Source organism: Streptomyces sp. NPDC050448 (assembly GCF_040655295.1).
In the GTDB taxonomy this organism is placed as follows: Bacteria; Actinomycetota; Actinomycetes; order Streptomycetales; family Streptomycetaceae; genus Streptomyces.
Window position 1 is genome coordinate 53726 of record NZ_JBFAJR010000036.1, and the last position, 26134, is coordinate 79859.

General features: G+C 70.4%; 28 protein-coding genes and 8 pseudogenes. 14 read left to right on the forward strand and 22 right to left on the reverse strand.

Features of this window, described 5'->3' with window-relative positions; genetic code table 11:
* Window positions 1-332: 332 nt before the first annotated feature.
* The 4 genes and pseudogenes from AB0I68_RS31200 to AB0I68_RS31215 form a co-directional block, all read left to right on the forward strand.
* The gene (locus AB0I68_RS31200; protein WP_363180720.1) at window positions 333-1013 is read left to right on the forward strand and encodes a pyridoxamine 5'-phosphate oxidase family protein; all 681 of its coding nucleotides are present in this window, start codon (window positions 333-335) and stop codon (window positions 1011-1013) included.
* A 119-nt stretch (window positions 1014-1132) separates the two neighbouring features.
* The gene (locus AB0I68_RS31205; protein ID WP_363180721.1) at window positions 1133-1387 is read left to right on the forward strand and encodes a hypothetical protein; all 255 of its coding nucleotides are present in this window, start codon (window positions 1133-1135) and stop codon (window positions 1385-1387) included.
* Entirely contained in the window at window positions 1377-1940 is a 564-nt protein-coding gene (locus AB0I68_RS31210; protein WP_363180722.1) for an RNA polymerase sigma factor, read from the forward strand. The genes AB0I68_RS31205 and AB0I68_RS31210 overlap by 11 nt, the downstream gene beginning before the upstream one ends.
* A gap of 332 nt (window positions 1941-2272) precedes the next feature.
* Window positions 2273-3010: pseudogene (locus AB0I68_RS31215) on the forward strand (PP2C family protein-serine/threonine phosphatase); the annotation flags it as partial.
* A 163-nt stretch (window positions 3011-3173) separates the two neighbouring features.
* Here AB0I68_RS31215 and AB0I68_RS31220 read toward each other — a convergent pair.
* The 6 genes from AB0I68_RS31220 to AB0I68_RS31245 all read right to left on the reverse strand — a co-directional run bounded on the left by AB0I68_RS31220 (window position 3174) and on the right by AB0I68_RS31245 (window position 10156).
* Entirely contained in the window at window positions 3174-3521 is a 348-nt protein-coding gene (locus AB0I68_RS31220; RefSeq protein WP_363180723.1) for a penicillin-binding transpeptidase domain-containing protein, read from the reverse strand.
* Between the two features lie 91 nt (window positions 3522-3612).
* Complete coding sequence (locus AB0I68_RS31225; RefSeq protein ID WP_363180724.1) at window positions 3613-4476, reverse strand: hypothetical protein; 864 nt, start codon at window positions 4474-4476, stop codon at window positions 3613-3615.
* Between the two features lie 215 nt (window positions 4477-4691).
* Window positions 4692-5717 carry a hypothetical protein gene (locus AB0I68_RS31230; RefSeq protein ID WP_363180725.1) on the reverse strand — a complete coding sequence of 342 codons (1026 nt, stop codon included), beginning with the start codon at window positions 5715-5717 and terminating at the stop codon, window positions 4692-4694.
* A 373-nt stretch (window positions 5718-6090) separates the two neighbouring features.
* Window positions 6091-6984 (reverse strand): aldo/keto reductase, encoded by an 894-nt coding sequence (locus tag AB0I68_RS31235; RefSeq protein ID WP_363180726.1) that lies wholly within the window; start codon window positions 6982-6984, stop codon window positions 6091-6093.
* 520 nt (window positions 6985-7504) lie between these two features.
* Window positions 7505-9025 carry a hypothetical protein gene (locus AB0I68_RS31240; protein ID WP_363180728.1) on the reverse strand — a complete coding sequence of 507 codons (1521 nt, stop codon included), beginning with the start codon at window positions 9023-9025 and terminating at the stop codon, window positions 7505-7507.
* A 327-nt stretch (window positions 9026-9352) separates the two neighbouring features.
* Window positions 9353-10156: a polysaccharide deacetylase family protein gene (locus AB0I68_RS31245; protein ID WP_363180729.1), complete on the reverse strand. Its 804-nt coding sequence runs from the start codon at window positions 10154-10156 to the stop codon at window positions 9353-9355.
* A 280-nt stretch (window positions 10157-10436) separates the two neighbouring features.
* On the opposite strand from AB0I68_RS31245, the gene AB0I68_RS31250 reads away from it, so the two are divergent.
* A complete protein-coding gene (locus tag AB0I68_RS31250; protein WP_363180730.1) occupies window positions 10437-10670 on the forward strand; it encodes a hypothetical protein in 234 nt (77 codons plus the stop codon).
* A 69-nt stretch (window positions 10671-10739) separates the two neighbouring features.
* Here the strand turns inward: AB0I68_RS31250 and AB0I68_RS31255 are convergent.
* Window positions 10740-11440 (reverse strand): annotated as a pseudogene (locus tag AB0I68_RS31255) (transposase); the annotation flags it as partial.
* A gap of 587 nt (window positions 11441-12027) precedes the next feature.
* On the opposite strand from AB0I68_RS31255, the gene AB0I68_RS31260 reads away from it, so the two are divergent.
* Both AB0I68_RS31260 and AB0I68_RS31265 read left to right on the forward strand, forming a co-directional pair.
* On the forward strand, window positions 12028-12288 hold the full coding sequence (locus tag AB0I68_RS31260; protein WP_363180731.1) for a hypothetical protein: 261 nt from the start codon (window positions 12028-12030) through the stop codon (window positions 12286-12288).
* A gap of 122 nt (window positions 12289-12410) precedes the next feature.
* On the forward strand, window positions 12411-12995 hold the full coding sequence (locus AB0I68_RS31265) for a hypothetical protein (protein ID WP_363180733.1): 585 nt from the start codon (window positions 12411-12413) through the stop codon (window positions 12993-12995).
* Between the two features lie 124 nt (window positions 12996-13119).
* Here AB0I68_RS31265 and AB0I68_RS31270 read toward each other — a convergent pair.
* A pseudogene (locus AB0I68_RS31270) lies at window positions 13120-13206 on the reverse strand (IS5/IS1182 family transposase); the annotation flags it as partial.
* Window positions 13207-13281: 75 nt separating this feature from the next.
* The gene (locus tag AB0I68_RS31275) at window positions 13282-13803 is read right to left on the reverse strand and encodes a hypothetical protein (RefSeq protein ID WP_363180734.1); all 522 of its coding nucleotides are present in this window, start codon (window positions 13801-13803) and stop codon (window positions 13282-13284) included.
* A gap of 355 nt (window positions 13804-14158) precedes the next feature.
* Here AB0I68_RS31275 and AB0I68_RS31280 point away from each other — a divergent pair, with 355 nt between their 5' ends.
* The gene (locus AB0I68_RS31280; protein WP_363180735.1) at window positions 14159-14530 is read left to right on the forward strand and encodes a Ku protein; all 372 of its coding nucleotides are present in this window, start codon (window positions 14159-14161) and stop codon (window positions 14528-14530) included.
* Between the two features lie 81 nt (window positions 14531-14611).
* On the opposite strand, the pseudogene AB0I68_RS31285 reads toward AB0I68_RS31280, so the two are convergent.
* The 5 genes and pseudogenes from AB0I68_RS31285 to AB0I68_RS31305 all read right to left on the reverse strand — a co-directional run.
* A pseudogene (locus AB0I68_RS31285) lies at window positions 14612-14839 on the reverse strand (hydrolase); the annotation flags it as partial.
* Between the two features lie 2 nt (window positions 14840-14841).
* A pseudogene (locus AB0I68_RS31290) lies at window positions 14842-14976 on the reverse strand (N-acetyltransferase); the annotation flags it as partial.
* Complete coding sequence (locus AB0I68_RS31295; protein WP_363180737.1) at window positions 14973-15392, reverse strand: arsenate reductase ArsC; 420 nt, start codon at window positions 15390-15392, stop codon at window positions 14973-14975. The pseudogene AB0I68_RS31290 and the gene AB0I68_RS31295, both read right to left, overlap by 4 nt.
* On the reverse strand, window positions 15389-16147 hold the full coding sequence (locus tag AB0I68_RS31300) for an MIP/aquaporin family protein (RefSeq protein WP_363180738.1): 759 nt from the start codon (window positions 16145-16147) through the stop codon (window positions 15389-15391). The genes AB0I68_RS31295 and AB0I68_RS31300 overlap by 4 nt, the downstream gene beginning before the upstream one ends.
* Entirely contained in the window at window positions 16144-16524 is a 381-nt protein-coding gene (locus AB0I68_RS31305; RefSeq protein ID WP_363180739.1) for a metalloregulator ArsR/SmtB family transcription factor, read from the reverse strand. Before AB0I68_RS31305 ends, AB0I68_RS31300 begins: the two co-directional genes overlap by 4 nt.
* Window positions 16525-16613: 89 nt before the next feature.
* Between AB0I68_RS31305 and AB0I68_RS31310 the strand changes: the two genes are divergently transcribed.
* Entirely contained in the window at window positions 16614-17123 is a 510-nt protein-coding gene (locus tag AB0I68_RS31310) for an ArsI/CadI family heavy metal resistance metalloenzyme (protein WP_363180740.1), read from the forward strand.
* Window positions 17124-17256: 133 nt separating this feature from the next.
* On the opposite strand, the gene AB0I68_RS31315 is transcribed toward AB0I68_RS31310, so the two are convergent.
* Both AB0I68_RS31315 and AB0I68_RS31320 read right to left on the reverse strand, forming a co-directional pair.
* Complete coding sequence (locus tag AB0I68_RS31315) at window positions 17257-17979, reverse strand: DUF6461 domain-containing protein (protein ID WP_363180741.1); 723 nt, start codon at window positions 17977-17979, stop codon at window positions 17257-17259.
* Window positions 17980-18032: 53 nt separating this feature from the next.
* Entirely contained in the window at window positions 18033-18254 is a 222-nt protein-coding gene (locus AB0I68_RS31320; RefSeq protein WP_363180742.1) for a helix-turn-helix domain-containing protein, read from the reverse strand.
* 45 nt (window positions 18255-18299) lie between these two features.
* Here AB0I68_RS31320 and AB0I68_RS31325 point away from each other — a divergent pair, with 45 nt between their 5' ends.
* A complete protein-coding gene (locus AB0I68_RS31325; RefSeq protein ID WP_363180743.1) occupies window positions 18300-19694 on the forward strand; it encodes an amidohydrolase family protein in 1395 nt (464 codons plus the stop codon).
* Between the two features lie 384 nt (window positions 19695-20078).
* Here the strand turns inward: AB0I68_RS31325 and AB0I68_RS31330 are convergent, their stop codons facing one another.
* Window positions 20079-20921, reverse strand: coding sequence for a helix-turn-helix transcriptional regulator (locus tag AB0I68_RS31330; RefSeq protein WP_363180744.1), 843 nt, complete (start codon window positions 20919-20921; stop codon window positions 20079-20081).
* 159 nt (window positions 20922-21080) lie between these two features.
* Between AB0I68_RS31330 and AB0I68_RS31335 the strand changes: the two genes are divergently transcribed.
* The gene (locus AB0I68_RS31335) at window positions 21081-22112 is read left to right on the forward strand and encodes a hypothetical protein (protein ID WP_363180745.1); all 1032 of its coding nucleotides are present in this window, start codon (window positions 21081-21083) and stop codon (window positions 22110-22112) included.
* Window positions 22113-22238: 126 nt separating this feature from the next.
* Here the strand turns inward: AB0I68_RS31335 and AB0I68_RS31340 are convergent, their stop codons facing one another.
* Window positions 22239-22685: a DUF3592 domain-containing protein gene (locus AB0I68_RS31340; RefSeq protein WP_363180746.1), complete on the reverse strand. Its 447-nt coding sequence runs from the start codon at window positions 22683-22685 to the stop codon at window positions 22239-22241.
* A gap of 18 nt (window positions 22686-22703) precedes the next feature.
* Here AB0I68_RS31340 and AB0I68_RS31345 point away from each other — a divergent pair.
* Window positions 22704-22859: pseudogene (locus AB0I68_RS31345) on the forward strand (CPCC family cysteine-rich protein); the annotation flags it as partial.
* A gap of 36 nt (window positions 22860-22895) precedes the next feature.
* Here AB0I68_RS31345 and AB0I68_RS31350 read toward each other — a convergent pair.
* Window positions 22896-22988, reverse strand: a pseudogene (locus tag AB0I68_RS31350) (VOC family protein); the annotation flags it as partial.
* A gap of 327 nt (window positions 22989-23315) precedes the next feature.
* Here AB0I68_RS31350 and AB0I68_RS31355 point away from each other — a divergent pair.
* Window positions 23316-23882 (forward strand): SMI1/KNR4 family protein, encoded by a 567-nt coding sequence (locus tag AB0I68_RS31355; RefSeq protein WP_363180747.1) that lies wholly within the window; start codon window positions 23316-23318, stop codon window positions 23880-23882.
* Window positions 23883-24294: 412 nt separating this feature from the next.
* On the opposite strand, the gene AB0I68_RS31360 is transcribed toward AB0I68_RS31355, so the two are convergent.
* Genes AB0I68_RS31360 through AB0I68_RS31370 form a run of 3 tightly spaced genes read right to left on the reverse strand, consistent with a single transcriptional unit; the run spans window position 24295 to window position 26029 of the window.
* Complete coding sequence (locus tag AB0I68_RS31360) at window positions 24295-25278, reverse strand: DinB family protein (RefSeq protein WP_363180754.1); 984 nt, start codon at window positions 25276-25278, stop codon at window positions 24295-24297.
* A complete protein-coding gene (locus tag AB0I68_RS31365; protein ID WP_363180749.1) occupies window positions 25278-25544 on the reverse strand; it encodes a helix-turn-helix transcriptional regulator in 267 nt (88 codons plus the stop codon). Before AB0I68_RS31365 ends, AB0I68_RS31360 begins: the two co-directional genes overlap by 1 nt.
* Window positions 25544-26029: a DUF2975 domain-containing protein gene (locus tag AB0I68_RS31370; RefSeq protein ID WP_363180750.1), complete on the reverse strand. Its 486-nt coding sequence runs from the start codon at window positions 26027-26029 to the stop codon at window positions 25544-25546. Before AB0I68_RS31370 ends, AB0I68_RS31365 begins: the two co-directional genes overlap by 1 nt.
* Here AB0I68_RS31370 and AB0I68_RS31375 point away from each other — a divergent pair.
* A pseudogene (locus tag AB0I68_RS31375) lies at window positions 25932-26134 on the forward strand (hypothetical protein); the annotation flags it as partial. The gene AB0I68_RS31370 and the pseudogene AB0I68_RS31375 overlap by 98 nt on opposite strands.

Consider the following 26134-nt stretch of genomic DNA (forward strand, 5'->3'; position numbering starts at 1 on the left):
GGCGGTGGTAACGGCTGCTTCCACGGGAGAGTGATGTCGCTGAGTTTTGGGAACGCCTGGGTCCTTGCTTTCGGGAGCATGGTTGTGCTCTGCCCGACGACGGGGCCCGGGTGTTGCCGAAGCCCAAGGTCGATCTGCACGCGGCGATCCGCCGTGACGGACGCCTGCAAGCCGGTGATCGGCGCGTTGCGGGGGCCCGGCCGGCGAGCCTGCGACGGTTCGGCTGTTTCGGTTGCTGCGAGGCCCGTAATCAACGGATTTCGTTGATCCATGGCTCTCGTGCCTCGGTATCAGTAGTGTGAGCCCGTACCGAGCCATCCGGGAAGGATGACGTGAACCACAGCGAACTGCCGCCGACGCTGCCGCAGACAGACCTCACCCGCCACCGCCGCCTGCGGGAACAAGGAAGCCTCGAGCGTGCGGAACTGAACGCGATCCTGGAGGCCGGCTTCACCTGCCACCTCGGAGTGGCCGTGGACGGTCAGACCACGGTGGTCCCGACCGTCTACGGCAGCGACGGCCAGAACCTGTACTTCCACGGCTCGGTCGCCAGCCGCAGCCTGGTCGCCTCGCCCCACACCCGGGTGTGCATCACCGTCACGCACGTGGACGGCCTCGTCCTCGCCCGTTCCGTGTTCGAGCACGGGGTCAACTACCGCAGCGCGATGATCTACGGCATACCCCGCCTGGTCACCGATGCCGAGGAAAAGCTCGCCGGACTTCGCTGCCTGACCGAACAGGCAGCACCCGGCCAGTGGGACTACGCGAGGCAGCCGAACCGCAAGGAACTCGCCGCCACCTCGCTGCTCGCGCTGTCACTGGAGAACGCCTCGGTCAAGGTGCGCACCGGCGCCCCCGACGACGGCGACGGCCCGGACGCCGCGCTTGGGACATGGGCCGGGGTCCTGCCCCTCACGACCACCTTCGGCCGGCCGGAAGCCGACCCGGCCCTCCCCGAGGGCATCGCCGCTCCTGCACACATCGCCGGCCGCGCCCACTCACGAGCCAACTGACCGTCCCGGCCGCCCCGGAACCCCGCCTGCCCCGTCTTCCTGGAAGGCGCCGCGGGCGCTGTAAGCGTTTTCGCGCCCGCTGACCTCTTCGTAGTGAGCCGGGGACTTCCCGGCCACGCGTGACGGAGGAGGACGAGCGCACTGTGCACACGCTCTGGGTCTGGTCTTCTGCGACGGCCGGTCTCGGCATCGGCGCGGGAGCAGTCGTACGGGCCTGCGCCCACCGGCTCCGCGAGCGGGGCAGAAGAGAGACGATCACCACCGTGCTCCAGCAGCTGAACGTGCACGGCGGAACCGCCACGGTCGAGGACCACGACGGCGGTTCCTGGACCGTACGGGTGCCCCGAGGCCGGAGCGCCGGGCATGGCGGATGATCATGGGCCCCTCGACTTCGACACGTTCTTCCGACATTCGTACCAGCGCCTGCTCGCCAAGGCGTTCGTGGCCTGCGGCGGGAACTACGCCCTGGCCCAGGACGTGGTGCAGGAGGCGTTCATCGTGTGCTGGCGCCGCATGACCGGGCCCGCCGGACACCACCCGCCGGTGACGCGCTGGTACGCCTGGCTGGCCACGGTGGTCGTGCGGGAGGCCCTGGCGGCCCTGCGCCGTACGCCCGCCCACCACCCCCTGGAAGGCATCGATCCGTACGCGCCACTGCCGGAGCCGGCGGCACATCTGGACCTGAAGGACGCATACCGTCGGGCGTGCGCAGCCATCGCCCGGCTGAGCGAACAGCAGCGGGCGGCCGTCGCGTTGTGCTGTCTGGCGGATCTGAGCGGGGCGGACGCGGCGGTGGAGATGGGGATCTCGGCGTCAACGGTCCGCGTCCACCTCACCCGGGCCCGCCGGACCCTGGGACCGCTGTGGGAAGAGCTCGAGTCCATGGGTGTCTTCGACGACCCGGGGGAAGGAGGCCAGGCATGGTGAGCGAGGACCAGGACAGCGCGGGCGTGCCCCGCCATCCGCTCGCCGCCCCACCGGACCGGCCGCCCCGGTACGCCCCGAGGAGCCGGGCGGACCGGCACGTCCGCCTCGAGCCGGGCGGCCCGGGCGGAACCGGGGTCCTCTACGGGCCCGCCGACGAGGCCGACGCCCCCGATCCGTATGTCGTGGACACCGTCCGCGCCACCGAGGAGGCCGTCCGCAGCGCACTGGAACCGGTGGCGGACGTGGAGGACGCCCTGGCACGGCTCAAGACACGGCTGGCCGGAGAACAGGGCATGCACACCCCCGGACACGGCCTCGCCGACCACTTCGGGCGGGAGGTCGGCCTCACCCTCATGCGCTCCCTGCTCCCCCGGAAACTGGAGCAGCCCGAGGGGCTGAGCGTCGTCGCGGCCCACGAGCCCGCTCCCACCGGGGACACGGTCGGCAGGGACTGGTACGACGTGATCATCCTCGACGGCCACCGGACGGCCCTGACGGTCGGCGGGGTCATGGGCCGCGGCATCCGCGCCACCGCGCTGATGGGCCAGCTCCGTACGGCCGTACGCGCGTACGCGCGGCTCGGGCTGCCCCCCCACGAGGTACTCGGGCTCCTCGACGGGCTGCTCATGGAGCTGAGCCCGGACCACATCGCGACGTGTGTGTACGCCGTCCACGACCAGGACGAGGAACAACTCGTCTACTCCTCGGCCGGGCACCTGCCGCCCCTGGTCCGCGACGAGCACGGCACGGTCCACCAGGCCGAGGCAGCCACCGGTCCCCCGCTCGGCGTCGGCCTGGGAACGTACAGCACCGCCGGCCTTTCCTTCGGCGCGAACTCCGCCGTCCTCCTGTACACGGACGGCCTGGTGGAGCGCCGCGGCGAGGACCTGGATGCGGGGCTGGCCTGCCTGACGGCGACTTTCGCGCACAGAGCCGACGGCACAGCGGCGCTCGCGGACCGGCTGCTGCGCGCCATGCGGTCCGGCCCGGGGCCGGACCCGGTGGACGACGCCGTCCTGCTCCTCGCGGAGCGACTGCCGCACGGGGAGCCCGGAGAGGGGGGTCCCTGACGGCAGGGGACAGAGCGGCGGGGCTTCACGGCCCTGGGTGCACCCGGCGAGGCGGATGCGAAGCGGTTTGCCCCGGCGACCGGTCGCGCCCCTGGATCCGGAGGGAGACGGGTCGACGTCTTCCCGGGCGCGCGGCCGCTGCCGGTCGCGTGCCCGGGCCCGCTCAGCCTGCCCGCAGCATCCGGGCGACCAGCGGGCCGACGGCGTCGGTGGCGTGGCCGCCGCTCCGGACGGCGGCCGCGGCGTCGGTGCTGTCACGGGAACCGGTGAACCAGCTGTCCGGCGCGGCCTTGCCGTCGACCTCGGCCGAACCGGTCTTCGCCCCGCGATCCGAACCGCCGACCGAGGCCACCGCCTGGGCAGCGGTGCCCCCGGAGCCCGTCAGCCGCAGCATCGCCCTCAGCCGGCGGGCCGTGTCCGGGGAGAGCCGGCGCTCGGCCCGGGCGCTCGGGCGGCCGTCCAACCCGCGTGAGACGATCCGCGGCTGACGGAACATCCGCGCCTCGGCCATGGGCTGCTGCCCTGTGCGGCCGACGTGTACGGGGTCACCACAGCGGCGCCTTCCCGAAGGGGGTTCGTCGGGCGCTGCCACCGCCAGCGGGTCAGCCGCCGATTCCCGTTCGCAGAGCAGGTTCAGCCAGGCAGAGGGGGTGTGCGGCGCCAGTCGAGGACGTACGTTCCGTACGAGCGGCCGCCGACGGTGAAGTCGGATTGCGGCAGGCGGTCGAAGTCCGTGTACGCGCAGCCGTCGGCCCAGAACTCCGGGTCGGCGAAGGGGAGGAGGGTGAGCGCGGGCCGCTGCTCCGCGTGAGGCAGTGGTGGGTCAGCCGCAAGGTGATGAGGGTCTGGACGGCGGAGACGTCCTGGTACGTGCCCCGGGCCAGCCACGCGCGCACCAGCAAGGCCCGCTCGCCCGCGCCCAGGTCGCCGTGTCGGGCGAGCCAGCCGGCGGCGGCCGCGGTGGCCGGGTCCGCGGTGACGGCCGGGTCGTCAAGGTCCTCGGCGCCGAGGGCGAGCAGGAGGTAGAAGCCTGCGGGGGAGGGCGGCGGCTCCTCCGCCCGTACAGTGGCCCAGGTGGCGGCCGGATGGGCCCACCAGCCGCGCAGCAGCCGGGCGGACTCCGGTCCCTCGTACCGTCGGGCCATGGCGAGCAGCGCCGGGAGCTCGGTCTCCTCCGTCGCCGTGATCGACAGGGCGTCGAGGTGCGTGGAGCCGGCCGCTGCGGCAGTGGTGACCGGCGCCAAGAGGGGCCCGACCAGCGGGCTGTCGCGGTGCAGATAGGCGAAGTCGGCCAGGACGGCGCGCTGGCGTGCCCGGTCGCCGTCGGCGAAGAGCTGCTGGTAGTACGTGCTCGCGCGGCGGCGCAGCTCAGCCCTGCGGGCCGGATGGCGCCAGCCGAGTTCGGTGTCGAGGACGGATCGGGCGAGGTCGTGGGGATGGATCCCGCGGCTGCCGTTCGGAGGCACGCTGCACCCGGGCGAGCAGCGCCGCGTCCAGCAGTACGCCTCCTACCAGGTCCGCGCCGACGGCAAGGCAACCGGCCAGGGCGCGAAGTTCAAGCTGCAGTACAACGGCGTGACGGTCCCCGGCACCGGTTCGCCGGGCCTGGTGACCAACTGGGCCGCCGACCTGCGCACGGTGATCCGCAGCACATCAAGGAGGCTGTCATTCCGGTGCGCGGCTACTCGGGCCGCGTTGTCGTGGCGCTGGCGCTGGCGCTGGCGCTGGCACAGACGGGGTGGGTGCGGGCGGCATAGGAGCGAGCGGCCACGACGAGGCCGATGCCCAGACCGGCGAATGCCAGGCCGCCGAACTCGACCATCCAGGTGATCCCCGAGCTGGTGGTGAACGGCGGGGACGGCTTGATCTCGGGCAGTGTGCCGACGGCCATGAGCGGGGCCATGACGGTGAGGACGGACCCGTACATCGTCAGCGGGATGCCGGTCAGCCAGGCCGGGATCAAGGGCAGCAGGCGCGGGACCCGTCGTCCGGAGAGGACCAGCGTCCAGCGGGGGAACACCTGCCCCCACGTGTACAGCAGCCCCAGCAGCAGGAAGCCCCCGACCATCGCGGCCAGCACGGTCACGTCGATCCCCACCGACGCGGCCGCCTTCGACGGCCCCGACGCGCCGACGCCCGTCGTCCGCCGCCAGGCGTCGGCCGAGACGCCGAGTGCGTCGCCGCCAAGCGTCCAGATGGTCTTGACTCCCGCCCACGGCAGGAGCCCGCACATGAGCAGGTATACCGTCCTGCGGGTCCGGTTCGAGGCCCGGGAGGCATCCGGGTGGGCCAGCGGTCCGTCGCTTGCGCCCCCGTGCGTCCACCCGCACCGCGGGCAGTCGCCGCGCAGCCGTCGGCGGTACGACAGGCCGACGAGGAAGAGCAGCATCGCGCCGGCCGTGTTCAACAGCACCTGGGCCAGACCGGTGGCGCTTTCGATCCCCGAGAGCGTGACCAGTGTCACGAAGTACATCGGCAGGCCGTTCGTCCCCACGACGAACACCGGGATCGCCACCACCAGCGCCGTCGTCACCGCGGCCCGGCCAGGCCCGGAAGGGGTTCGGGTGCTGGCCAGGCAGGCCCCGCCCGCCAGGGCGGCGAGGGCCGCGAGGAGAAGCTGGACCGCAGGCGCGTACGAGGCGTGCTCCTTCCATGGCACGGTGGTGCCCGTCGCCGCCCACATGACCTCGACAGCGGCGTACGACACGCCCCATAACGCCGCGGCCGTGGGCGCCCACATGGGCCACCGCCGCCGCCACAACATCCGCCCCGGGCTTGCGGTCGGTGGCCTGGGAACGCCGTCCACGTCCGCGTTCAAGTTCACAGGAACAGCCACCGTGACCTCCTCATATCCGGATCGCCGACGCTCCAAGATTCCCCGTCACCCCCGCTGATCACATCCACCCCACGGATCATCCGGCCTCCCCCACGCAGGGGAGGCCGGATCGTGAGCGTCAGCCCGGCAGGAGGATCACGGGCGCGCGCAGCGACGCGCGCGCCTCCGTCAACTTGAAGTCGCAGGCCAAGGTCTGGTGTGTCGGTCTTCCGGGGTGCTCACGCCGGTCGTGGGCGTCAGCCTCTCAGTCCGGCAGGGCTGCCTCCAGTTCCGCCAGTTCCGCCAGTTCCGCCGCCTCGAGCTCGACCTCCGTGGCCTTGGCCGAGTCCTGGATCGAAGCCGGACGGCTGGCTCCCGGTACCGGAATGACCATCGGGGAGCGGGCCAGTAGCCAGGCCAGGGCGATCTGCTGCGGGCTGACGTCGCGTTCGGCCGCGATGCGGTGGAAGGCGGTGCCCGCGGAGGTCGGGCCGGACGGGCCGTCCAGGGAACTGCGGGAGATGCCGCCCAACGGGCTCCAGGGCAGGAAGGCCAGGCCGAGTCGGGTGCTCAGCTCCAACTCGGGCTCGGTGTCGCGAACGGCCGGGGAGTACTGGTTCTGCACGGAGACGAGCGCGTCGCCGAGGATGGCGTGGGCCTCACTGATCTGGCCGGTGGTCACATTGGAGATCCCCGCGGCACGGATGGTGCCGGCGTCGAGGAGTTCTCGCAGCGCACCGACCGATTCCGCCCAGGGCACGTCAGGGTCGGGCTTGTGCAGCTGGTACAGGCCGATGGATTCCACTCCCAGGCGCTTGAGGGAGGCTTCGGCGGCGTGCTTGAGATGGGCGGGGGTACCGGTGACGGTCCAGCCGCCGTCGCCGGGGCGGCCCCGGCCCCCCTTGGTGGCGACGAGGACGTCGGAGGTGTCGCCGCCGTAGCGGGCCAGGGCGCGGGCTATGAGGAGTTCGTTGTGGCCGCGCTCGTCGGCGTGCCAGTGGTAGCTGTCGGCTGTGTCGATGAGCGTGATGCCGGCGTCGAGGGCGGCGTGGATGGTTGCGACGGCTCGTTCCTCGTCCGGGCGGTTCTCGATGGACAGGGGCATGGCGCCCAAGGCGATCGCGCTGACCGTGGTGCTCCCCAAGGGGCGGTACTTCATGTGCGTCTGTTCTCCGGTGTCCGTGTTGCTCAGAGGGCCGGGGTGGCGTATGCGGTGAGGGCTTCGGCCCCGGCGCCGGGCTTTGCATGCCTCATCCTGGGCACTTGCAGTCGCCAGCAGAACTGCCGAATTGGTGGAAACGCATTAAGGAAAACTGTCGATCGATGTGCGGGTGCCTCAAGAGGAGCCCCGGGCTCCGAACCTGTGGACAGAGTCCTGCGTCGGACGGGGGAGAAGGTGCACCTCGGGATAGCTGACCGGCCCGGAGCCCTGCCGGCGTTCCGGGCCCAGACAGCGGCCGCGCACCTCCTCGACAACGGGCAGCCAGGGCGGCGGCTCGAGGTCGTCGTGCTGTGCTCCGCAGGTCGCCAGTACCACGGCGCCACCGGGTTCGATCAAGGTATCCAGGTCGCGCAGCAGCGGTTCCCGGTCACTCCCTCACTCTCTCCCACTACTCGCGCTGCCTGCTCAGCACTCTGACGATGGCTGCGGTCGGCTTGCCCGGCATCGCGCAGCGCACTTACGGCCCGCCGGGCGGCTCCTGGCGCGACGAGGGTGCCAGGTATGCGCGGTAACGGGGCTGGCCCGGCAGGCTGGGCAGCGGATGGGGGAGCCAGTCGTGAGCCCAAGGCGGCGGTGGGAGGCTTCCTGTCACCAGCACTGCCGTCGGTCGGGTCCGCGCCAGGGAGATGAGCCCGCGGGCGGTGATGCTGCCGTCGTGGCCCCCGTACACCTGCCGGGCAGCGCATCCGGTGGCGAACGCGGCACGGACCGCCTCTGCGCCGCTGAGGATGCATGGCGGGCGCACACCCAGGCGGCGGAGTTCGCCGGCGACTGCGGTGAACGCCGCCCGGTCGGCGCGGCTGCGGGCCGCGGCACCACCGGCGATCGTGCACTGCAGAGCCAGATGGGCGACCAGGGCGGCACAGAGCGCGCCCAGGGCGAGCGGGCGGTTACGGCACGCGGCGATCAGCCGTGCCAGGCACAGCGCGACCGGGAGGGCGAGCAGCGCGTACGCAGGCAGCAGAAAGCGCGGAGCCGCGTATCCGATCATCAAGAGATAAGGCAGGGCAAGGAACAGCGCCACCACAGTGGGCACGGCGACCTGCTTCACCCTTCCGCTGCGGTATGCGGCGAAGAGCCCGCCCGCGGCCAGTGGTGGCAGGGCGAACCACCACAGGGCCGTGACAGGCCGGGGCCACGGCACATCGCACGGGCGGCACAGGGTCCGCCCGCCGAGCGAGCGCATCTGGTCGGCGAACGCCGGGTTCCAGCCCAGACCGCCTTGGATCTCACTTGCCATGCGGAGCCTGGGCAGGACGCCGCCGTAGCGAAGGTGGGCCTCGACGGCCCATTCCGCGCCGCCCGCAACGAGGCCGACGACCAGAGCCGCCGCTAGGGCGGCCCGCCGCCAGGGGGGAACGGCCAACGCGGCGCAGAGCAGAGGTATGACCAGCCAGACCGCGTCACCGGGACGCATGAGAGCGGCGAATGCCACCCCCGAGGCGACGCCGGCCAGCGCAAGGCGGTCCGCGGGATAACGGGCGGCCCTCAGGAAGCATCCGACGGTGAAGAGCGCCCCGAAGGCCACCCAGAGATTGGGCATGGCCTGCGGCCCGTAAAACACGGTCATCCACAGCCCCGCGAACAGGCCGCCCGCCAGAGCCGGCACGGGGGTGGGAAGCAGCCGCCTCCACACCCACAGGGAGAGCAGTAGTCCCGCGGCCGCCAGAACTGCCAAATAGACCCGTAGCACCCGCACGGAGGAGGTGATCGCGGCAACCGGGGCCACCAGGTAGGTGATTCCGCGGGCGCGGGGAGCGCTGAAGAACGCGGCCGGGGAGGCGTGGGACACCTGGCTGACGTACACCGTCTCGTCCCAACCCAGGCCGGTACCCGGTACGGCGATGAGAAGCTGGACAACGGCGTACCCGGCGGCGACGGACCCCAGCCGAACCAGGTCGCCTGAGCGGCCCCGGACCGTGATGGAGCTGGCCCGGGCGTTCGGCGGCCTTGGCACCGCTACTGCCTTCTGGGGCATCGACGTACCTCCGAGGCGAAGGGGCGTGGGGGCGTGGGGGCACCACCCTGCCCGGCACGGGACGACCATGCCATTCCGGGCGGCAGTCGGCCGAAACCATGGGTGCGACCGCTGCCTGCGTACTCTCGGGGATTTGCTTCGCACCGATCATGAATCCGCGGCCGCCGACGCCCTTCCGCCGCGAGTGGCCGGCGTGCCGGCTCGCGGCCGAAAGAATGGGGTGGTCAGACCTGAGTTGATCACTCTGCTGGTCTGCTTCCTGCCGGAGTGGTCAGACGCGGTGCCGACCCGATTCACCGTCTCGCCGGTGCTGTGATGGCGCTGCAGTCAGGCGGAGGGTGCGTTCCAGTAAGCACGGCCCGGTTCGGGCGGGTGGGGGGCGAAGAGCTGGGAGACGGTCACGGGGGTGAGGCCGCGGCGCCGCAGGCCGTCGATGATTGCGGGCACAGCGGGAACGGTGCCCGGGTAGACGTCGTGGAGCAGGATGATCCCGTTGCGCTGGGCGCCTTGGAGGACGCGACTCGTGATGACCTCGGGGTTGTGGTCGCGGTAGTCCTTCGCCGTTACGGTCCACAGGATCTGTGCGAGTCCGAGGGAGCGGCAGACGTCGGCGACACGCGGGTTGGTCAGTCCCTGAGGAGGGCGCATCAAGGTGGGAGTCCGGCCGGTGAGTTCCTTGACTCGTTCCTGAAGAAGGACGAGCTCTTGGCGGATCTCTTCTGCGGAGGCTTCGGTCAGGCGTTTGTGCGTCCAGGTGTGGTTGGCCAGTTCATGTCCCTCGGACGCCTCCCTTCGTGCGAGCTCTGGACGGGTCAGAATGTTCTTGCCCAGGAGGAAGAACGTCGCGTGGACACCCTTCGCCCTGAGGATGTCCAGCAGGCGCGCCGTGTCGGGGCCTGGGCCTGCATCGAAAGTCAGAGCGACGCAGTGAATCTTGCGACAGTTGACGGGTACCAGCCGCCCAGGAACCGACGAAGGCGTCGCCCTCCGGCCCGGCGGTGAAACGCGGGAAGAGGCGATAGGGGTTTTGGCATTGAGGACAGGAGCCGGCTGCGCCGAGCCACAGGCGCCAAGGACGAAGGCTGCGGCGAGGCCGGTCAACGATCGCGCGAGACGGCGGGGAGTGCTCACAGGACCATCAGTATCAAGGCCGCGAGGGTAGGGCACCCGACACGGCGGGGCCGCGCCATCTCACACTCGTGTGAGTGTGCGGGTTGGTTGATAACTGATGGGTGGCCGGCCGGGGGTTCGCCTGGTGTGGTTCGCCGGACTTGTTCGGCCGATCATGTTGCTGGTTGGGGTGCGGGCGTGTCGAAGACGAGCGTGAGCAACGAGACCAGCAGCATGCTCTGTCTTGTGGGTTGAGCCGTGGGGAACCGATCACTGGATACGTCCGGGTGAGGAGTGCACCGTGGCGACCGGGACGGAGCCGGAAGAGTCGCCGTTCAATGTGGCCGTCTCTGCTCCCGCCGCCGCACGCCAGGGCACCGACACTCTGGCCGGCCCCCTGGCCCTCGACAACCTGTTGTCGCTCAACTTCCTCGCCCCGACGGTCCGGGACGCGAAGCGCCAGGTCAGCGGTCTCGTTTCCGGGCTGTCGCCCGCCCCGGCCAATGCCTCCGGCCTCGGCCGCCTGCTGAAGTAGACGAAGAAAGGATCTGACCTGTGAAGCTCACCCGGACGCTTGCCGCCGTCTGACGCCGTGCGTCCTCGGTGGCTTCGGCAGGCGCATCACGCGGTCGGAGCGGACTCGGCCGACCAACTCGACGGGCAGGTCTCGCAGGACCCGGGCCAGGCGGGTGGCGTCGTAGCGGGTATCGCTGACTATCACGATGTCCGGATCCCCGGCCCGCCACTGCCCCGCGGCGATGAGCCGCTCGACGACTCCTCGCACCTGAACGGCGGTGACGGCGGTCGCGTCGTCCACCGGTCCGAGCCGCACGGAGTCCAGAATCGCGGTCCGAGGTGGCGCCCGGCTCCAGCGCGGGGACGATGGAGTAGGGCCGGCCCGGAAGGAACTGCGAGGCCGTTCTCGCGGGGCCGCAGACGTGGCAGAGCAGCCGCTCGGCCGAGCCCGGCACGCCGAACGCAGCCACGGCGATGCATTGACCGCCGGCACCAGGCGCCCCCCCGCCGAAGCGAGGCAGCGACAGCCCGGCCAGCACGGTCCGCAGCCGGTCCGTCTCGATCCGGCCATGGTTCAGGCCGCCGTACACCGCTCCCGTGCCCACGACGACGCTCGGGCAACAGCGTCACGTCCACAGGGGACTTCACCGCACCGTCCGCACACAGCACCGCGTCCACCAGCTCAAGCAACTCGTCGCGCCGGGCGGTCAGACACTCGTGGAACTCTCCCCGGAAGCAAGACGCTTCCGCGAACGCTTCCCTGCGGACAGCATCTGACAGCAGACTCACCCTCACGGCCTTCGTCTTGGTCACGTGCACCTTGGCCGGAGCGCATGATCAGACGAAGACCGCCCCGCATCCGGCGAATCCCCAGGTGAGCGAATCCGTTCGAGACACCATTCGAGACCGTGGCACCATGTACCGCATGACGATGAACCGAAAGGTCCATGCCGCGTAGACGGCCAGGACAGATCCGTGTCGGCGCCCCGGGCAGCCACCGGACAACGGGTGCAGGACCAGTCATCGACGGCCTGTCTTCGCGTGCACGTTCCGAGCTCATCCGCCTCGAGCGCACCCGCAACCATCTGCAGCCAGGCGACGTCAGCGCGGCTCTGGGCCTGTGGAAGGCCTACGTCCACCAGCCCGAGCGTGATCTGTGGCACGACTACGAATGGGGCAACGTGCACTGGTACTGCTGCGGCAACCCTCTCGAAGCCCGAGCCCTCCTCGACGCCGTGATGCAGGCCATATCGCCACGAAGTGCCCGCGAACTTCGAAAGATCGTCAGCCGGTCAGACGACGTCTGGAACCTTCCGTCCCCGCCCTATGACACGGACGGAAGATAGAGAACAAGCCCAGGCGGGTAGCGTCGCGGTGTGAGTGCTCTTGCCTCCGGCTTCATCCGGAACCTGCTCTCGTCGACCCTCTACCGCCCCGACGGCTCTGTTGAGACGGCGCGGTCTCCTGCGGTGTCGAGACTTGCCCACCGCCGGTACAGCGGTTCGGGGCGGCTGGGCGAACAAGCGTGTCGGCACTTCGACGCTCGCCGGTACGCCCGGGTTTTGGAGCGCTACGAAGGGACCCGCCCGGAGGAGCATCTGCTCGGCGTCCAGGCCGCGTTCCTGCAGACGGACTGACAGGGAACCGGGCCATTGCTGTCCGGCCGACCTGCGCCGGCGATCAGGGAGCATCAGCCGGGTTCCCGCCCGTACCAGGTGGGCCGCGGCGTGAACATCGAAGCCGAGAACAGGGGAGTGTCATGGGTTGGCTGAGCGAGGAGTTCGGGTCGTCTCACGAAGGCCAGGCGGGCGCGGTGCTGGCTGACGGTACGGAGCCGCCGCCGGTGGTCTTCGACACCGGCAGCGGCTCCTCCTTCCACGAGAGCACGGACTGGTGGGTGTACGACGGCACCCTCCGCAGGCCCCTCGCCGCCGCTGTACGGGGCTCGTGCTCCTGCGGCTGGCGCGGCACGGCCGCCTATTTCCTCGACTGGACCCAGGTCGACACGGACAGCGTCTATGAGCCGTACCTCGACCTGCCGGGCCCGAAGGCCGACTGGGACCAGCACATCGCCGAGGTCGAGGCACGATCGGTACCCATGCCCGCAGAGCTGTCCGGGCTCCTGCAACAGGTACGGGAACGCCTCGACGCACTCACCGACGAAGCGCCGCTCGCCGCCCTGCGGGCCGTGAGGATCCTGGAGCGCACCACGAAGCGGGTCGGCAGGGAGGCCGCCTACCGAGCTGAGGCCGACGACGTATCGCCGGAAGTGCTCGGCCAGGCACTGGGACTGACGGGCAGCGAAGCACGGTCGCACCTGGTCCACTTCGCCCTCCGCCACTGACACTCAGCTTGACGTTTATCCAGTTCGTCGGGGTTTGGGGCCGCACCGGTGGTGTGCGGGTCGGGTGCAGGACTCGCCGGTCGCGAGGACGCGTCCCGCTGCGAGGGGCCGGGCGAGGCGGACCGGCAAGCCAGGACGCGGTCCGCTCGGCGACCCATCGGTGGCGGCCCGGACGCTGGGAGGAGTCGATGCCGCGCCGGGCGATGCGGTGCGGTGCCGGATGCCGAACGGGACTCCTGGTGGACGTGCGTCCGTCGGCGGTGCGGCACGCCGTCCGTCGGGCCGGTCACGCGGCGCGGCAGAGCACCGCAGGGTCGGCTGGTGCCGCGGCGCGGGCCATGGCCCTGTCCACGGGACGGGCGGTGGGGAGGGTGGGCGAGACCTGCGAGCGGTTCCGTGCGAAGACGACGAGGCGCAGCACCGCGAACCGCGCGACACCGGCGAGTGCGGAGGCGGACAGGTAGACGGCCTGCTCGAGCGCCGTACTGGGTGCCGCCACCAGCTGCTGCAGCACAAGCATCGCCACGCAGGTCACTGCGTACGCGATCACCGCGGACCCGGCCGACTGCGCATGCTGGCGCCAGGTCGCGCGCTCGCCTGCGCCGAAGGAGAAGCGGCCGTGCAGCTCGGTGGCGAGGAGCGTGGAAACCACGGTGATCAGGGCGTTGGCCAGGCCCCAGGGAATCCGCGAGGCGAGGGCCACCACGGCGAAGCTGGAGGCGAGCCCCACTGCGCCGCCGCAGAGCACGAAGCGGGCGAAGGCGGTGAGGGCGCCGGGTGCTGCCTGCCGGCTCTGCGCTGTCTCCATGACCCGACCCCTTTGATCGATCACTCCTCGTAATGCGGGCCTCTCGACCTGCTGTCCTCTGTTTCCCATGCTCGAAACGCTACGTTGCATTCATGAATCAGGCAACAAGATTATTGCGCTCGAGCGCCATAGGTGCAGGTGAAGGCCAATAAATCGTTGCAATGGCCTGCGGTCTAATGCAATGTCGTAGCCGTGTTTGTTGCAATGAGTTGAAGGTGAACGCTCTGCCGGCGCCGCTCGTGGCGGGCACCGGCCGGTGGGCTCCGCGTGTACCGGCTCGGCCGGATCTGGACGAGGTGGAGCCGATCTCGGCAAGACGTACTGCCTCACTCCGCGGGGCGCGGAGTACGGGAAGGTGTACAGCCTCCGCGAGCAGGCCCTCGCGAAGGCTGGCACGGCCGGGATCGCGACGTTCGTGATGCGGCGGCACGAGTACCTCGTCGCCGTGAAAGCCGGAGAGGGGATCCTGACCCTCCACACGCTGCACCGGGCGGACGGGATCAGGGACCCGAAGAAGGAGATCGACAGCCTGCCGGGCGGGGCCAAGGCCTCGGAGAAGGAACTGAAGATGGCCGAGCAGCTCGTCGAGACCCTGAGCATGCAGTGGGATCCGGCAGCGTTCCGCGACACGTTCCAGGAGAAGGCCCAGGGGCGCCGCTGGCCCGCCGCCGCCCGAGCGTTCCGGGCAAGCCGAGGGCACGCTTCCACCGCTCCTGCCGGCCCTTGAGGGGACGAGGCGGCAGGAGGGGTTTGGCCGCAGCAGGGTTCCTGCACCAAGCGATCTGCAGGGCCGTCTGCCGCGGCCCTGTCAGCCGTACATCGCCGCGCGGTAGAGAGCCGCCGGCGCGTCGTCGACGGGATGGGGCTGGGGCCGGCCCGAGGAGTCGAGCCTGTTCCACCTCTGCAGGTACACCGCGACAGCCGTCTGCCGCTTGCCGTCGGCGCGGGTCGTGGCCATCGCTCCCGCACCCCAGACCGTGCCGCCGTGGCTCCAGAAGGTGCCCTGACCGGGCGCCTTCACGGGGTGCAGGCCGAGCATGCCTCCCAGGCCGGGGCGACGGTCTCGAAGGTGGCGTTGCCGTCGTCGATGCCGGGCCGGTAGATCTCCAGGACCTGCTCGCCGTGCTTGGGCCGCGTCGCCGTTACGCGCACCGCCGTCGCAGCGGCGGTCATGCTGCGGCCGGGATGCCGAGCTCGGTGAGCAGGCCGCGGATGCGCCGTTCGATCTCGTCCCGGATCGGGCGGACCGCTGCCACGCCCTGTCCGGCGGGGTCCTCCAGCTTCCAGTCCAGGTACCGCTTGCCGGGGAAGTACGGGCAGGCGTCCCCGCAGCCCATCGTGATCACGACGTCCGAGGACTGCACCGCTTCGACGGTGAGGATCTTCGGCGTCTCGGCGGAGATGTCGATGCCGAGCTCGGCCATGGCCTCCACCACGGCCGGGTTCACCGCGTCGGCAGGCGCGGAGCCGGCCGAGCGGACCTCGACTTCGTCCCCGGCGAGGTGGGTGAGGAAGGCGGCGCCCATCTGGGAGCGGCCGGCGTTGTGGACGCAGACGAACAGCACGGACGGGGTGGCGGAGGTGCTCATGAGGTCAGGGTGCTTTCTTCGGCGGGGCGTGCGGGCTGCTGCGGGACGACGACCTCGTCTGCGGGGGCGGGTGCCGGGCGGCCGAAGCAGGCGGTGACCAGTGCCAGGCCGAGGGCGGCGCCGATCAGCTGGGCGGCGAGGAAGGGGAGGACGGAGGCGGGGGCGATCCCGGCGAAGGTGTCGGTGAACGCGCGGCCGATGGTCACCGCGGGGTTGGCGAAGGAGGTGGAGGAGGTGAACCAGTACGCCGCCCCGATGTAGGAGGCGACCAGCACCGGCGCGAGGTGCGCGCGGCCGGCGCGGGCCAGGCCGAAGATGAGCCAGACCAGCCCGGCGGTGGCCACCACCTCGCCCAGCCAGAGGTGACCGGCGGAGCGGGCGTGGGTGGAGAAGGCCACCACCGGCTTGGCGAACATCGCATCCGCCAGCACCGCCCCGGCGACGGCCCCGAGGATCTGGGCCGGTATGTACGCGGCGACGTCGCGCAGGCCGGGGCCTTCTCCGGTCCGGCGGCCGGTGAACCAGGCGGCCAGGGTGACCGCCGGGTTGAAGTGCGCCCCGGATACCTGGCCGAGGAACGCGATCAGCACGCCCAGGCCGAAGACGGTGGCGAGACAGTTGGCCAGCAGCTGCGTTCCGACGTCCTGGGTGAGCTCGGTGGCCTGGATGCCGGAGCCGACCACCACCGCGACCAGCGCGGCCGTGCCGAGCCCCTCGACGGTCGCCCGCCGGGCCAGCGGTGCAGGCCCGCTCACGCGGGTGCCTTCTCGGGCACGGCGGGGATCTGGAGCAGGGCGGACAGCTTGGCCAGGGCCTCGGGCAGCACCCAGTAGTAGACCCAGGTCCCGCGCCGCTCGGAGCCGACCAGGCCGCACTCGCGCAGCACCTTCAGGTGGTGGGAGATCGTCGGCTGGGAGACGTCGAACGGTCCGGTCAGGTCGCACACGCACGCCTCGCCGCCCTCGTGGGAGGCGATCAGTGACAGCAGCCGCAGCCGGATGGGGTCCGACAGCGCCTTGAACATCCGCGACAGCTCGGCCGCGCCCTCTTCGCCCAGCGGCTCGCGGACCATCGGCGCACAGCACGCCGCCTCATCCTGCCCGAGCACCGGCAGACCAGCTTGTTTCGACATTTCTCTATGTTGACATCCATCTAATCCGGTGGCAACGTCGGCTGTATCGACAGATGTCGAAACAAGCTGCTTCCTGATGGGAGACCACCATGTCCCGCGTCCAGCTCGCCCTGCGCGTCGCCGACCTGGAAGGCTCGGTCGCCTTCTACTCCAAGCTGTTCAACGCCGAGCCCGCCAAGCGCCGCCCGGGCTACGCCAACTTCGCCATCTCCGAGCCCCCGCTCAAGCTGGTCCTCATCGAGGGCGACGCGGGCGAGGAGACCCGCCTGGACCACCTCGGCGTCGAGGTCGCCTCCACCGAGGAGGTCACCGCGGCCACCGAGCGGTTCAAGGAGGCGGGCCTGGCCACGTTCGAGGAAAACGACACCTCCTGCTGCTACGCGCTCCAGGACAAGGTGTGGGTCACCGGCCCCGGCAAGGAGCCGTGGGAGGTCTACGTGGTCAAGGCCGACGCCGACACCCTCGGCAAGAGCGCCGAGACCGCCCCCGAAGCCTGCTGCGGCACCACCGCCTGCTGCACCCCCGACGAACAGGCCGCCGACCCGTCCCGGACCCCTGCCGAGGCCAAGGCCGCCGCAGGGTGCGCCTGCGGCAGCTGACCGAATGGCCCCGACCGGCGGCTGGCCACGACCCCCGCGGCCAGTCCAGGCCGCCGGGGCCGAGATCCTCCTCCGTGTCCGGGTCGGCTGTTGGGCGACGCGGAAGTGTCAGTGGTTGGCGACACCTCGTGTGTCAGAGCTGATCTCGTCGCAGCTGTACGTACGTCCGCTCGCCATGCGCGTCCGTGATGTCGATGGTGATGCTCTCCCACTCTTCGGCGGGTTCCTCCGGGACTTCCCCCACCTGGTACTCGGCCTCCGCCAGTAGCTTCTCGGTCACCCGTACGCCTGTGAGGCGCTCTGTCAGGGCGAGGACCGCCGCCTTCGTGTCGACGTCGTGATCTTCGTCCCCCGATGGGTTGAGGCCGACCTCTACCATCACCGAGTTCAGCTCATCGGGAGTGCTGCCGGTCCTGTCCGCGGGCCACTCGAAGGTGGTGCGCAGCTCCCCGTTCTCGTACCAGTGGAAGAAGTCCATGGGCTTCCCCCCGTTGCTCGAATGCGAGACAGCACGCGTCCCGGCGGAGAGCGCCTCCATGAGGCGCGGGCGCGTACCCAGATCGCCTCCGAACTCCAGAGCGAGAGTCCAGTCCCCTCCATCGCCCTGCGCGGTGAACGCTCCTGCGAGAAAGGCTTCGGGCCACTCCTCGTACCCGTCCACGAACTCCTGCTGCTCCTCGATGAGCTCGCCCAGCCCCTCAGACACACCTCGCGGCTCGGCCCCCACGATCCGGAACAACTCCGAAGGCGAGACTCCCCGCACGAGCGTCAGGGTGTACCCGACCTCCAGTCCATAGGCGAACAGCGAGGACGAGGAACGTATCCAGCCGTAATCGGCCGCGGTGGCGGAAGTCATGCAGCGCATCCTGCCAGCGCCCACTGACACCGGGGTGCGCTGCCCCGAACCGCTCACGAGCGCGCTTCGGACCTGGTGACGGCGGCTTCGCCGTACGCGGCGAGGGTGCGGTAGAGGGTGGAGCGGCCGATGCCGAGCTGCCGGGCGATGGCGGTGACCGCTTCCTTCGCGTCGCTGCACCGCGGAGCGATTGGTGAGCCTGGGTGTGCTGTACCTGGGCAGATGGTGGCCTGGTTGCCGCCGCCGGCCGGGCCGAAGCTGAGGTCGTCGCTCACCCCCGCACAGGCCCACCTCCCTGGCATGACGAACAGGACCTTCCCTTGATCACCTCCGGCACCACCAGTCCTGCTGTGCTCGAACAACTTCAGCGCCGGACCGCCGACCCGAAGCGGCGCATCCTTTTCACCGGCGCGACCATCGTCACCATGGACCGCGCCTCCGGTGTCCTGGACGGCGCCGATCTGCTCGTCGAGGGCGACACGATCGCCGCCATCGGTCCCGATCTGAGCCGGGACGGCGCCGTGGTCGTCGACGCCACAGGGATGATCCTTTCCCCTGGCTTTGTCGACACGCACCGGCACGCCTGGGAGACCCAGTTGCGCCGGATCATGCCAGACGTCGATGACCTCGGAGCCTATGCGATGTCCACCCTCGCCGGTTACGCCACGGTCTACCGGCCCAAGGACATGTACGTCGGCACCAAGCTGGCCGCGCTCACGGCGATCGACAGCGGTATCACCTGCATGCTCGACTTCTCGCACAACTCCCGCACCCCCGAGCACTCCGACGCCGCCGTCCAGGCCCTCATCGACACCGGCATCCGTGGCGTGCACGCTTCCATGGGCCCGCACTTCGGCGACTGGGACAAGCAGTGGCCCGGCGACCTTACCCGCCTCAGGAAGAAGTACTTCGCCAGCGACGACCAGCTGCTGACCCTGCGCCTGGCCGCCCTGGCCACCGACGAGATCGCCGGCCCCACCCTTGCCTACGGGCCCGAACTCGCCCGCACGGCGAAGGAGCTGGGTATCGGTGTGAGCGTGGACGCAGTCTTCGGCACCTCCTCCTCGAAGGCCATCGGGCAGTGGGCAAAGGACGGCATCCTCGGCGCGGACGTCACCCTCATCCACGCCACGGGCCTGACCCAGGAGGCGTGGAAGACGATCGGGGAGAGCGGCACGACCATTGCCCTGGCCCCGACCTCGGATGCCCAGATCGGGCTGGAGACGGCGATCCCCGCGATCGACGAGGCCCTGTCGGTCGGGGTGCGCCCGGGGTTGAGCATCGACGTCGAGGTGGCTTTGGTCAGCGACATGTTCACGCAGATGCGGGCCCTGCACGCCATCCAGCGGATGTGTGCGGTCAACGCCGTCTACGGCACCGACCAGCGGCCGGCACGCATCACCACCCACGATGTCCTGGACTTCGCCACCCTGCAGGGCGCCCGCACCAACGGCCTGGCCGGCGTCACCGGCTCGCTCACCGTGGGCAAGAAGGCCGACCTGCTCGCCATCCAGGCCGAGGACCTCAACAACATGCCGCTCAACGACCCGATCGGCACCGTCGTCCTTGGCTCGGACGCCCGCAATATCAGCGCCGTCCTCATCAACGGCGCAGTCCGCAAGTGGAACAGACAGGTCCTCGGCGTCGACCTGCCCGCCCTGCGCGATGAAGTCCACGCCTCGCGCGAATACGTGCTCAGCACCCCCGTCGCCTGACACCGCCTCCCCCTCTTCCCCGTGCCGGGAAGCGGACAGCACGCCCTTCTCCCCGGCCGGGCCGCGCCCCGGCGCAGGCGCTCTCGCCCGGCGGGCAGGACGCCCAGCCGCCACCCACGATCGAACCAGGCACCGACATGACCACCAGCCCTCGTACGAACCCGCGCCGTGGCGACGACGTGCTGCACGAACTGCGCGACCCGGCACCGGTTCATCGGCGCGCGCCTGGGTCCGCAACTGTCCGGCGCCCTGACCGGGCAGGGCTTCGGTACCATCTTGCGCGTCGCCGCCGCCGGCTTGTCCTGGGTGCGGTCCTGGCGCTGCCGGCCCTGCGCCATCAACATCCCGAGTAACCGCCCACACGCACACGGCCGTGCCGGGGTGTTACTGCTCCGCGGCGGACTCCTGGTGGCGTGTGGCGTGGAGGCTGCCGAGCAGGGCGAGCGCCTGGGCGCCGGGGCTGCCCGGTTCGGCGTGGTAGATCACCAGCTGCTGGCCCGGCGCTCCGCGGACGTCGAAGGTCTGGTAGGTGAGGTCGAGCGGCCCGACATCGGGGTGGAGCAGCTCCTTGCCGTCACGGCTCTTGGCGTGGACGGCGTGCGAGGACCACAGGGCGGTGAACTCCTCGCTCTCCTCGGTCAGGGAACCGACGAGATCGTGCAGGCGCCGATAGTTCGGGTCCAGGCCCATGGCGTGGCGCAATCCGGCAACGACTGCCTCGGCTGCTCGCCCCCACTGGGTGAAGAAGCTGGGGGCGGCCGAGTCGAGGAAGGTCATGCGGGCCATGTTGTCCACGTTCTCGAACGGTGAGAACAGTGCGTCGGCCAGCGCGTTCGAGGCCAGGAAGTCGTTGGCCGGGTTCAGGACGAACGCCGCGGCGTCAGGGTATCCGTCCAGCAGCTGCCGCAGCGCCGTACTCACCGATTCCCGCGGCTGCGGCCGCTCGCCTTCCGGTGTGGTGCCCGCCAGCCGGAACATATGCCCGCGTGCTTCGTCATCCATCCGCAGCGCGCTGCTGATCGCGTCGAGTATCTGCGGGGAGGGACTGCGCTCGCGGCCCTGTTCGAGGCGGGCGTAGTAGTCGCTGTTCATCCCGGCCAGGACGGCGACCTCCTCGCGCCGCAGCCCCGCCACCCGGCGCGTGCCGTAGGAGGCGAGCCCGACGTCGTCGGGTCGCAGGCGGGCGCGGTGAGCGCGCAGGAAGTCTCCGAGGTCGTTGCTGGTCACCCCGTCAGGCTAAGCCGACCCCACCCCGCGTGCCGGGGTGCGCCGTACCCAGGCAGTTTGGGAGTCACCTGGCCAGACTCACGAATCGAACAGTTCACGGCTTCAGACAGCACGGGCCCTGCCCGTTCCGGGCCGGCACGATGGCTTAGGGTCGCAGCCGTGACCAGGACCACGCCGCCTCGCCCGTTGAACGCCGAGCAGCTCTTCCCGAAGCTGAGCGACTTCCGTGGCGTGACGACCCGTCTGCATCCCCGTCCGGGGCAGCCGGATCCTTCGGCCAGTTCGGTCGGCGGCCCTTTGCTGTGGCCGGCGGACGAGCCGTGGCCGGTGTGCACCGAGCCGCACAGACGCGGCCGCGGGTACCGGATCGCGGACATTCACCGTCGACGGCGACTGCTCACCGACGCCTGGGCACGGGACTCTCACCCGGGACCCACGGACGACGAGCGGGTCCTGCTCAAGGAACTGGGCCGCAGGCGTCGCATCGCGGACATCGCCGACACCGAGCCGGTCCCGTTGATCGGCCTGGTCCAGCTGTACCGGCGGGACGTGCCCGGCCTGGTGGCGGGTCCCGAGGGCTGCGACATGCTGCAAGTGCTCTGGTGCCCGTTCGAGGCACACGGTCCGAGCGGCACCGGCCTGGCCGTTCACGTGCGCTGGCGCCGGTCCGACCAGGTCTCCTTGCCGCTGGATGCTCCACCGCAGCCCCTGCTGGTGGGCTTCGAGGGCTCGGTGGCCGAGCCGTGCGTGCTGCACCCGGAGCAGGTCGTGACCTACCCGTTCGCCGGCTCCCTGCCCGCGAGGCTGTGCTCCCGGATCGACTCCTGGGAGGAGGCCCAGGAGCGAAAGGCCGAGCAGCACGATCTGGACGACGACGATCTGATCACCTACCAGCACGACCTGTCAGTCCCGCAGGGTTGCCGGGTGGGTGGCTTCGCGTCGTGGCACACGACCGACCCCGCCCCCATGAACTGTGGAGCCTGCGCGACGCCGATGGTCCTGCTGCTGACCATCGACAGCCGAGAGTGGGACGGAGCGAACGGCAGCTGGATGCCCGTCGAGGAACGGGCCGTCCCCGGGGATCTGCGTGACCGGTGCCCTACGAAACTGACGATCGGCCGCGATGGCCTGCTCAACGTCTTCGCTTGCCCCAACGAGCCCCGGCACCCACACCGATGGAGCATCCAATAGGGAGGACGTCTTCTCCCCCCGGTGCTGTCGCTTCCGGTGAACATCGAACAGAGCACCGTCCGGGTGACTCCCCAACGGTGAACAGCCGCTGTCCCAAACCCGTGAACGAAGCCACTCGCCTTCTGCTCAGAGGCCGTGCATCAGCGCCCCGAGGAAGAAGCCCAGTCCGATCACCATGAAGAGCCCGCCGAGTGCGGTGAAGAGCCACCACAGGCCGTTGCCCTCAGCCGGCAACGTCCAGCGCGAAGGCGCCGCCGGGTCGTAGCGGACCTCGACCCGGGTGCCGACGGCAAGGGTCCTGTTCTTGGGCCGGGCTATGTTCGTCCTGGTTTCCATGGCTCGGCCGTCGTCTGTGGCCCAGGTGATGACCGGGTAGTACACGGTGGTCCCGGAGCTACGGCTGCTGGTGGTCGTTGCGTCCGAGCCCGGTGCGATCTGGGTCGACTCAAGGCGGGTCACCACTCCCTGCGTCCTCTTCCCTTCTCGAACCAGCCTTTGAGCCTGTCGCACTTTGAGGTAGGCGACGACGCCGAGGACAGCTCCCGCCGGGTGAAGGGCAACGCGAAGAGCCAAGTCGGCGGGAAGTCGGTAATGTACCGTCGGCGCCTTCCGGCGGGTCCTGTGCCCCAGCTTCGCTGGCCGGACTACTCAGGCGGAGCGAACCGACCTTCGCTGATCGAGGCCCGGGAGAACTATCAGGCCTTCGGAGCGTGCGAGGAACGGTCCGTGGAGCACGTCCGCCCGCCCGAGGACGACGAGCCGACAGACCCGAGCTGGCGCCCCATCGACGTCGAAGTCCAGGTGCAGCTGCTGCGGGCGCTCCTGGCCGGGCCTTTCGGGCGGCGGGTAGCCGTCCACCCGCTGGCAGGCCAGCGGATGCGGCGTCCGGGCAGAGCGCGCTGCCGCCGTCCCGACACCCCACCGCACACGGCCTGGAGGCCACACAGGCCGAGCGCCGTTTCGACCTCCCCGAACTCGACCGCTTCCACCACGACACCGGCGCGCAGCTCACCGCCAGGGCCACCCACCTCGTCGGCGTGGAGCAAGCCCTCCAGCTGCTGAACGCCCAGCTGGGCATGCTCACCTCGGGCCGCGGCCCGAGTTCCTGGCGAGCGGGCACCTGGGCCGGAGCCGATGCGGGTCTTTGCCTGCCCTGCCGACCCACTCCCGGGCGTCGGCTGGGGTTCCGGTAGCGTCCGTTCCATGATCGCCCTCGATGCCCTTGTCCGCCTCTGCCCGCCGCCGGCCGTTCCGCCGCCCGCGGTGGACTGGGCACAGTCCGAGCGCGCCCTGGGTGCGGCTCTGCCCGCCGACTACAAGCAGCTCGTCGAGACGTACGGCGACGGCATCTTCGACGAGACGATCTGGCTGCTCGTCCCCGACTCCGCTTACAGCGACTGCGATCTGCACGCGCAGACTGCGGAACGGAACGAGATCCTGGCAGACCTGTGGGAGGTGGGCGAGGAGAAGCCCGCCGGCCTGCTGGAGGCGGGGGCGCGGCTCCTGCCATGGGCATTCGAGGAGGGCACGGGGGCGTTCCTGTACTGGCTGGCGCGGCCCGGCCAGCAGCCCGACGAGTGGACCGTGCTCTACAACGAGGGGCGCGGCCCACTGTGGGAGCACCACGACATGGGGTGCTTGGCCTTCCTGCTGGCGGTGCTCACAGAGACGGCGGAAACGGAGTACTTCGGCCACCTCTACGAAGTGCTGAAGCCAACGGAGCACCGCTTCTTGACGGCCGACCAGACCCTCGGAGCGTCCCGGCGCTGACGCCGTCGAGCTGGCCCCAGAAGGGAGCCTTTCGGGTTTACGACCCGCTCCCGGTCGGACAAGGCAGGGATCTTCTGCGGATTGAACAGCTCGCCCGCCTGCGCCGATACCGGACGACCCCACGACGTCGCCGATGCTCGGCGCCCATGACGCCGGCCCCCGTCATCGGTGATCACTGCGGTGCACCTTGCGGCGGGTTGTGACGGCGGGCCAGGCGATCCGGTCCGTCGTCTTGCCGCCCCGGGTATCGGCCTGGCCGTCGAGATGCCGACCGGTGGTGCAGCCCCTGCCAGCGTCGGCCTGGGAGTGCATCCCGGCAGCGGGAGCTCGCCTTGCGTACGGGGCCTATGGCCTGTTTGTCGGATTCAGTGAAGTGCTCGAAAACGGCGCGCTCCCCGCCGAGAGCCCCAGGTCAAGAAGCCTGCTCCCCGCACCGGCGGGGATGCCCCCCCCGCCCGGCTTCTGTCGTGAGCCGGGCGCGGCTGTTGTCGATCTCTGCGGCAAATGGACCCCTCCCGGGACCGCCTGCCCCAGTGCGCCGAGGAGCCGCTGGCGAACACGCCCAGCTCCGGCACGCACTCCCGTTTGCCGGTGCAGGCCGAGTCCTCGGTCCTTCCGCGCTCGACCTCACCCGGCGCTTCTCAAGCCGACGCTCTCGGTGAAAGTGCTTCAGGATGGTCTTGCGCTCGCCGAAAGTTCCCCAGACCTGCTCTCGTTCCCCACCGCGCGAGGTGGCACGGTCCATGGTTGAGTGCTTGCCGCCTTGCCGCCGAAGATTTTCAGGGGGCCGATGTCGAGCGAGCCCCGAGAGAATCGCGCCTGCCCCCGTCGTGGTGTTCCAGTTGGCGACACATGTCGCGCACGTGGTGGCGCAGCTCGTGCAGGGTGTGCACGGCGACCCAGCGCAGTGAGCTTCCTCGCGCTCGGGATAGGTGTATACCAGTGTGCGCTCCCAGTCGGAGGGAGACAGCCGGTCGAGTACATCGGTGAACAGCAGTGCCGCGTCCTGGAGTTGGCGCGCGACATCGGCAGGCTTTTGCTGGGCATATCCGTCGAGCTCGACCCGCTCGTCGCGCCCCATGGGCTCGGCAACCGGCGTATCTCGACGCCGTGCGGCCAGCACCCGCTCCCGCTGGACGAGCGGCACATCGCGCATGTGGCAGGCGTACTCGAGAGGTGACCACACCTGCGGCGCAGAGCGCCGCCGCAGCACCGACGGTTCGGCCCCCAGAAGGTCCGCGTATTCGCGCGCGTGGCCCTTGGCGAGCACCGAGACCCTGGGAGCCAGGGCGAGGTCGTACTCGAAACCGCATTCCGCGCAAGTCGTCACCCTTCGTGCCGCGCGGCGTGGTGCTCGCCTACAGCGGGGGACGCCCTTGCGGTCCACGTGCCGCATCACGGGCCGGTGGTGCCAGGCGATGCCGCGTCCGCCCCGGCCACGTCAACCGGCGCGGCGTCTTCGGCCTCCCAGCGCAGCAGGTCGCCCGGCTGGCATTCGAGCACTTCGCAGAGCGCGGCGAGCGTCGCGAAGCGCACCGCCTTGGCGCGGCCGTTCTTGAGTACCGCCAGGTTGGCGGGCGTGATCCCTACGCGGTCCGCGAGCTCGCCCACGGACATCTTCCGCCTGGCCAGCATCACGTCGATGTCGACGGCGATCGGCATCAGATCACCTCGTCCAACTCGGCCTGCATCCGTGCCGCTTCGACGTCGCGTGCGACGGCCTGGGCGAGCAGCATCCGCAGCACGAGCACGATGAGCGCGACCCCCAGGATGGCCAGGCCAACCCCGCCCATGATGACGGTGACGCCCGGGTCCTCCCGCTGGCCCGGCGCATTGAGGGCCGTGACCGCGAACCACAGCAGGGAAGCCGCCACGATCGCGCCGATGACGGCGTCCACGTACCGGAAGGCGGCGTGGGAGAACACGGTTCCGCGTCGCACCATCGTCACCAGCCGCCATACGCAGACCAGGGCGACCTGGGCCGACACCATGCCCAGGATCGTGATCACGCGCAGCGGGGTCAGCGGGAGCGGCCCGTCCTCCGGGTCTGTGGCCAACGCCCACACCATCGATGCCTGTACGAACACGGTGCCGGCGAGCGCCACTCCGAGCACGGCACGCAGCGCACCCACTGTCAGCTTTCCCACGGCCCCTCCTCACCTGATCACGAACGTGCTGACCAGCGACTCCACAGTCCAGGACATCAAGGCCACCGATCTCGTCCACGACACCCTCGCCGCGAAGGACCTGCT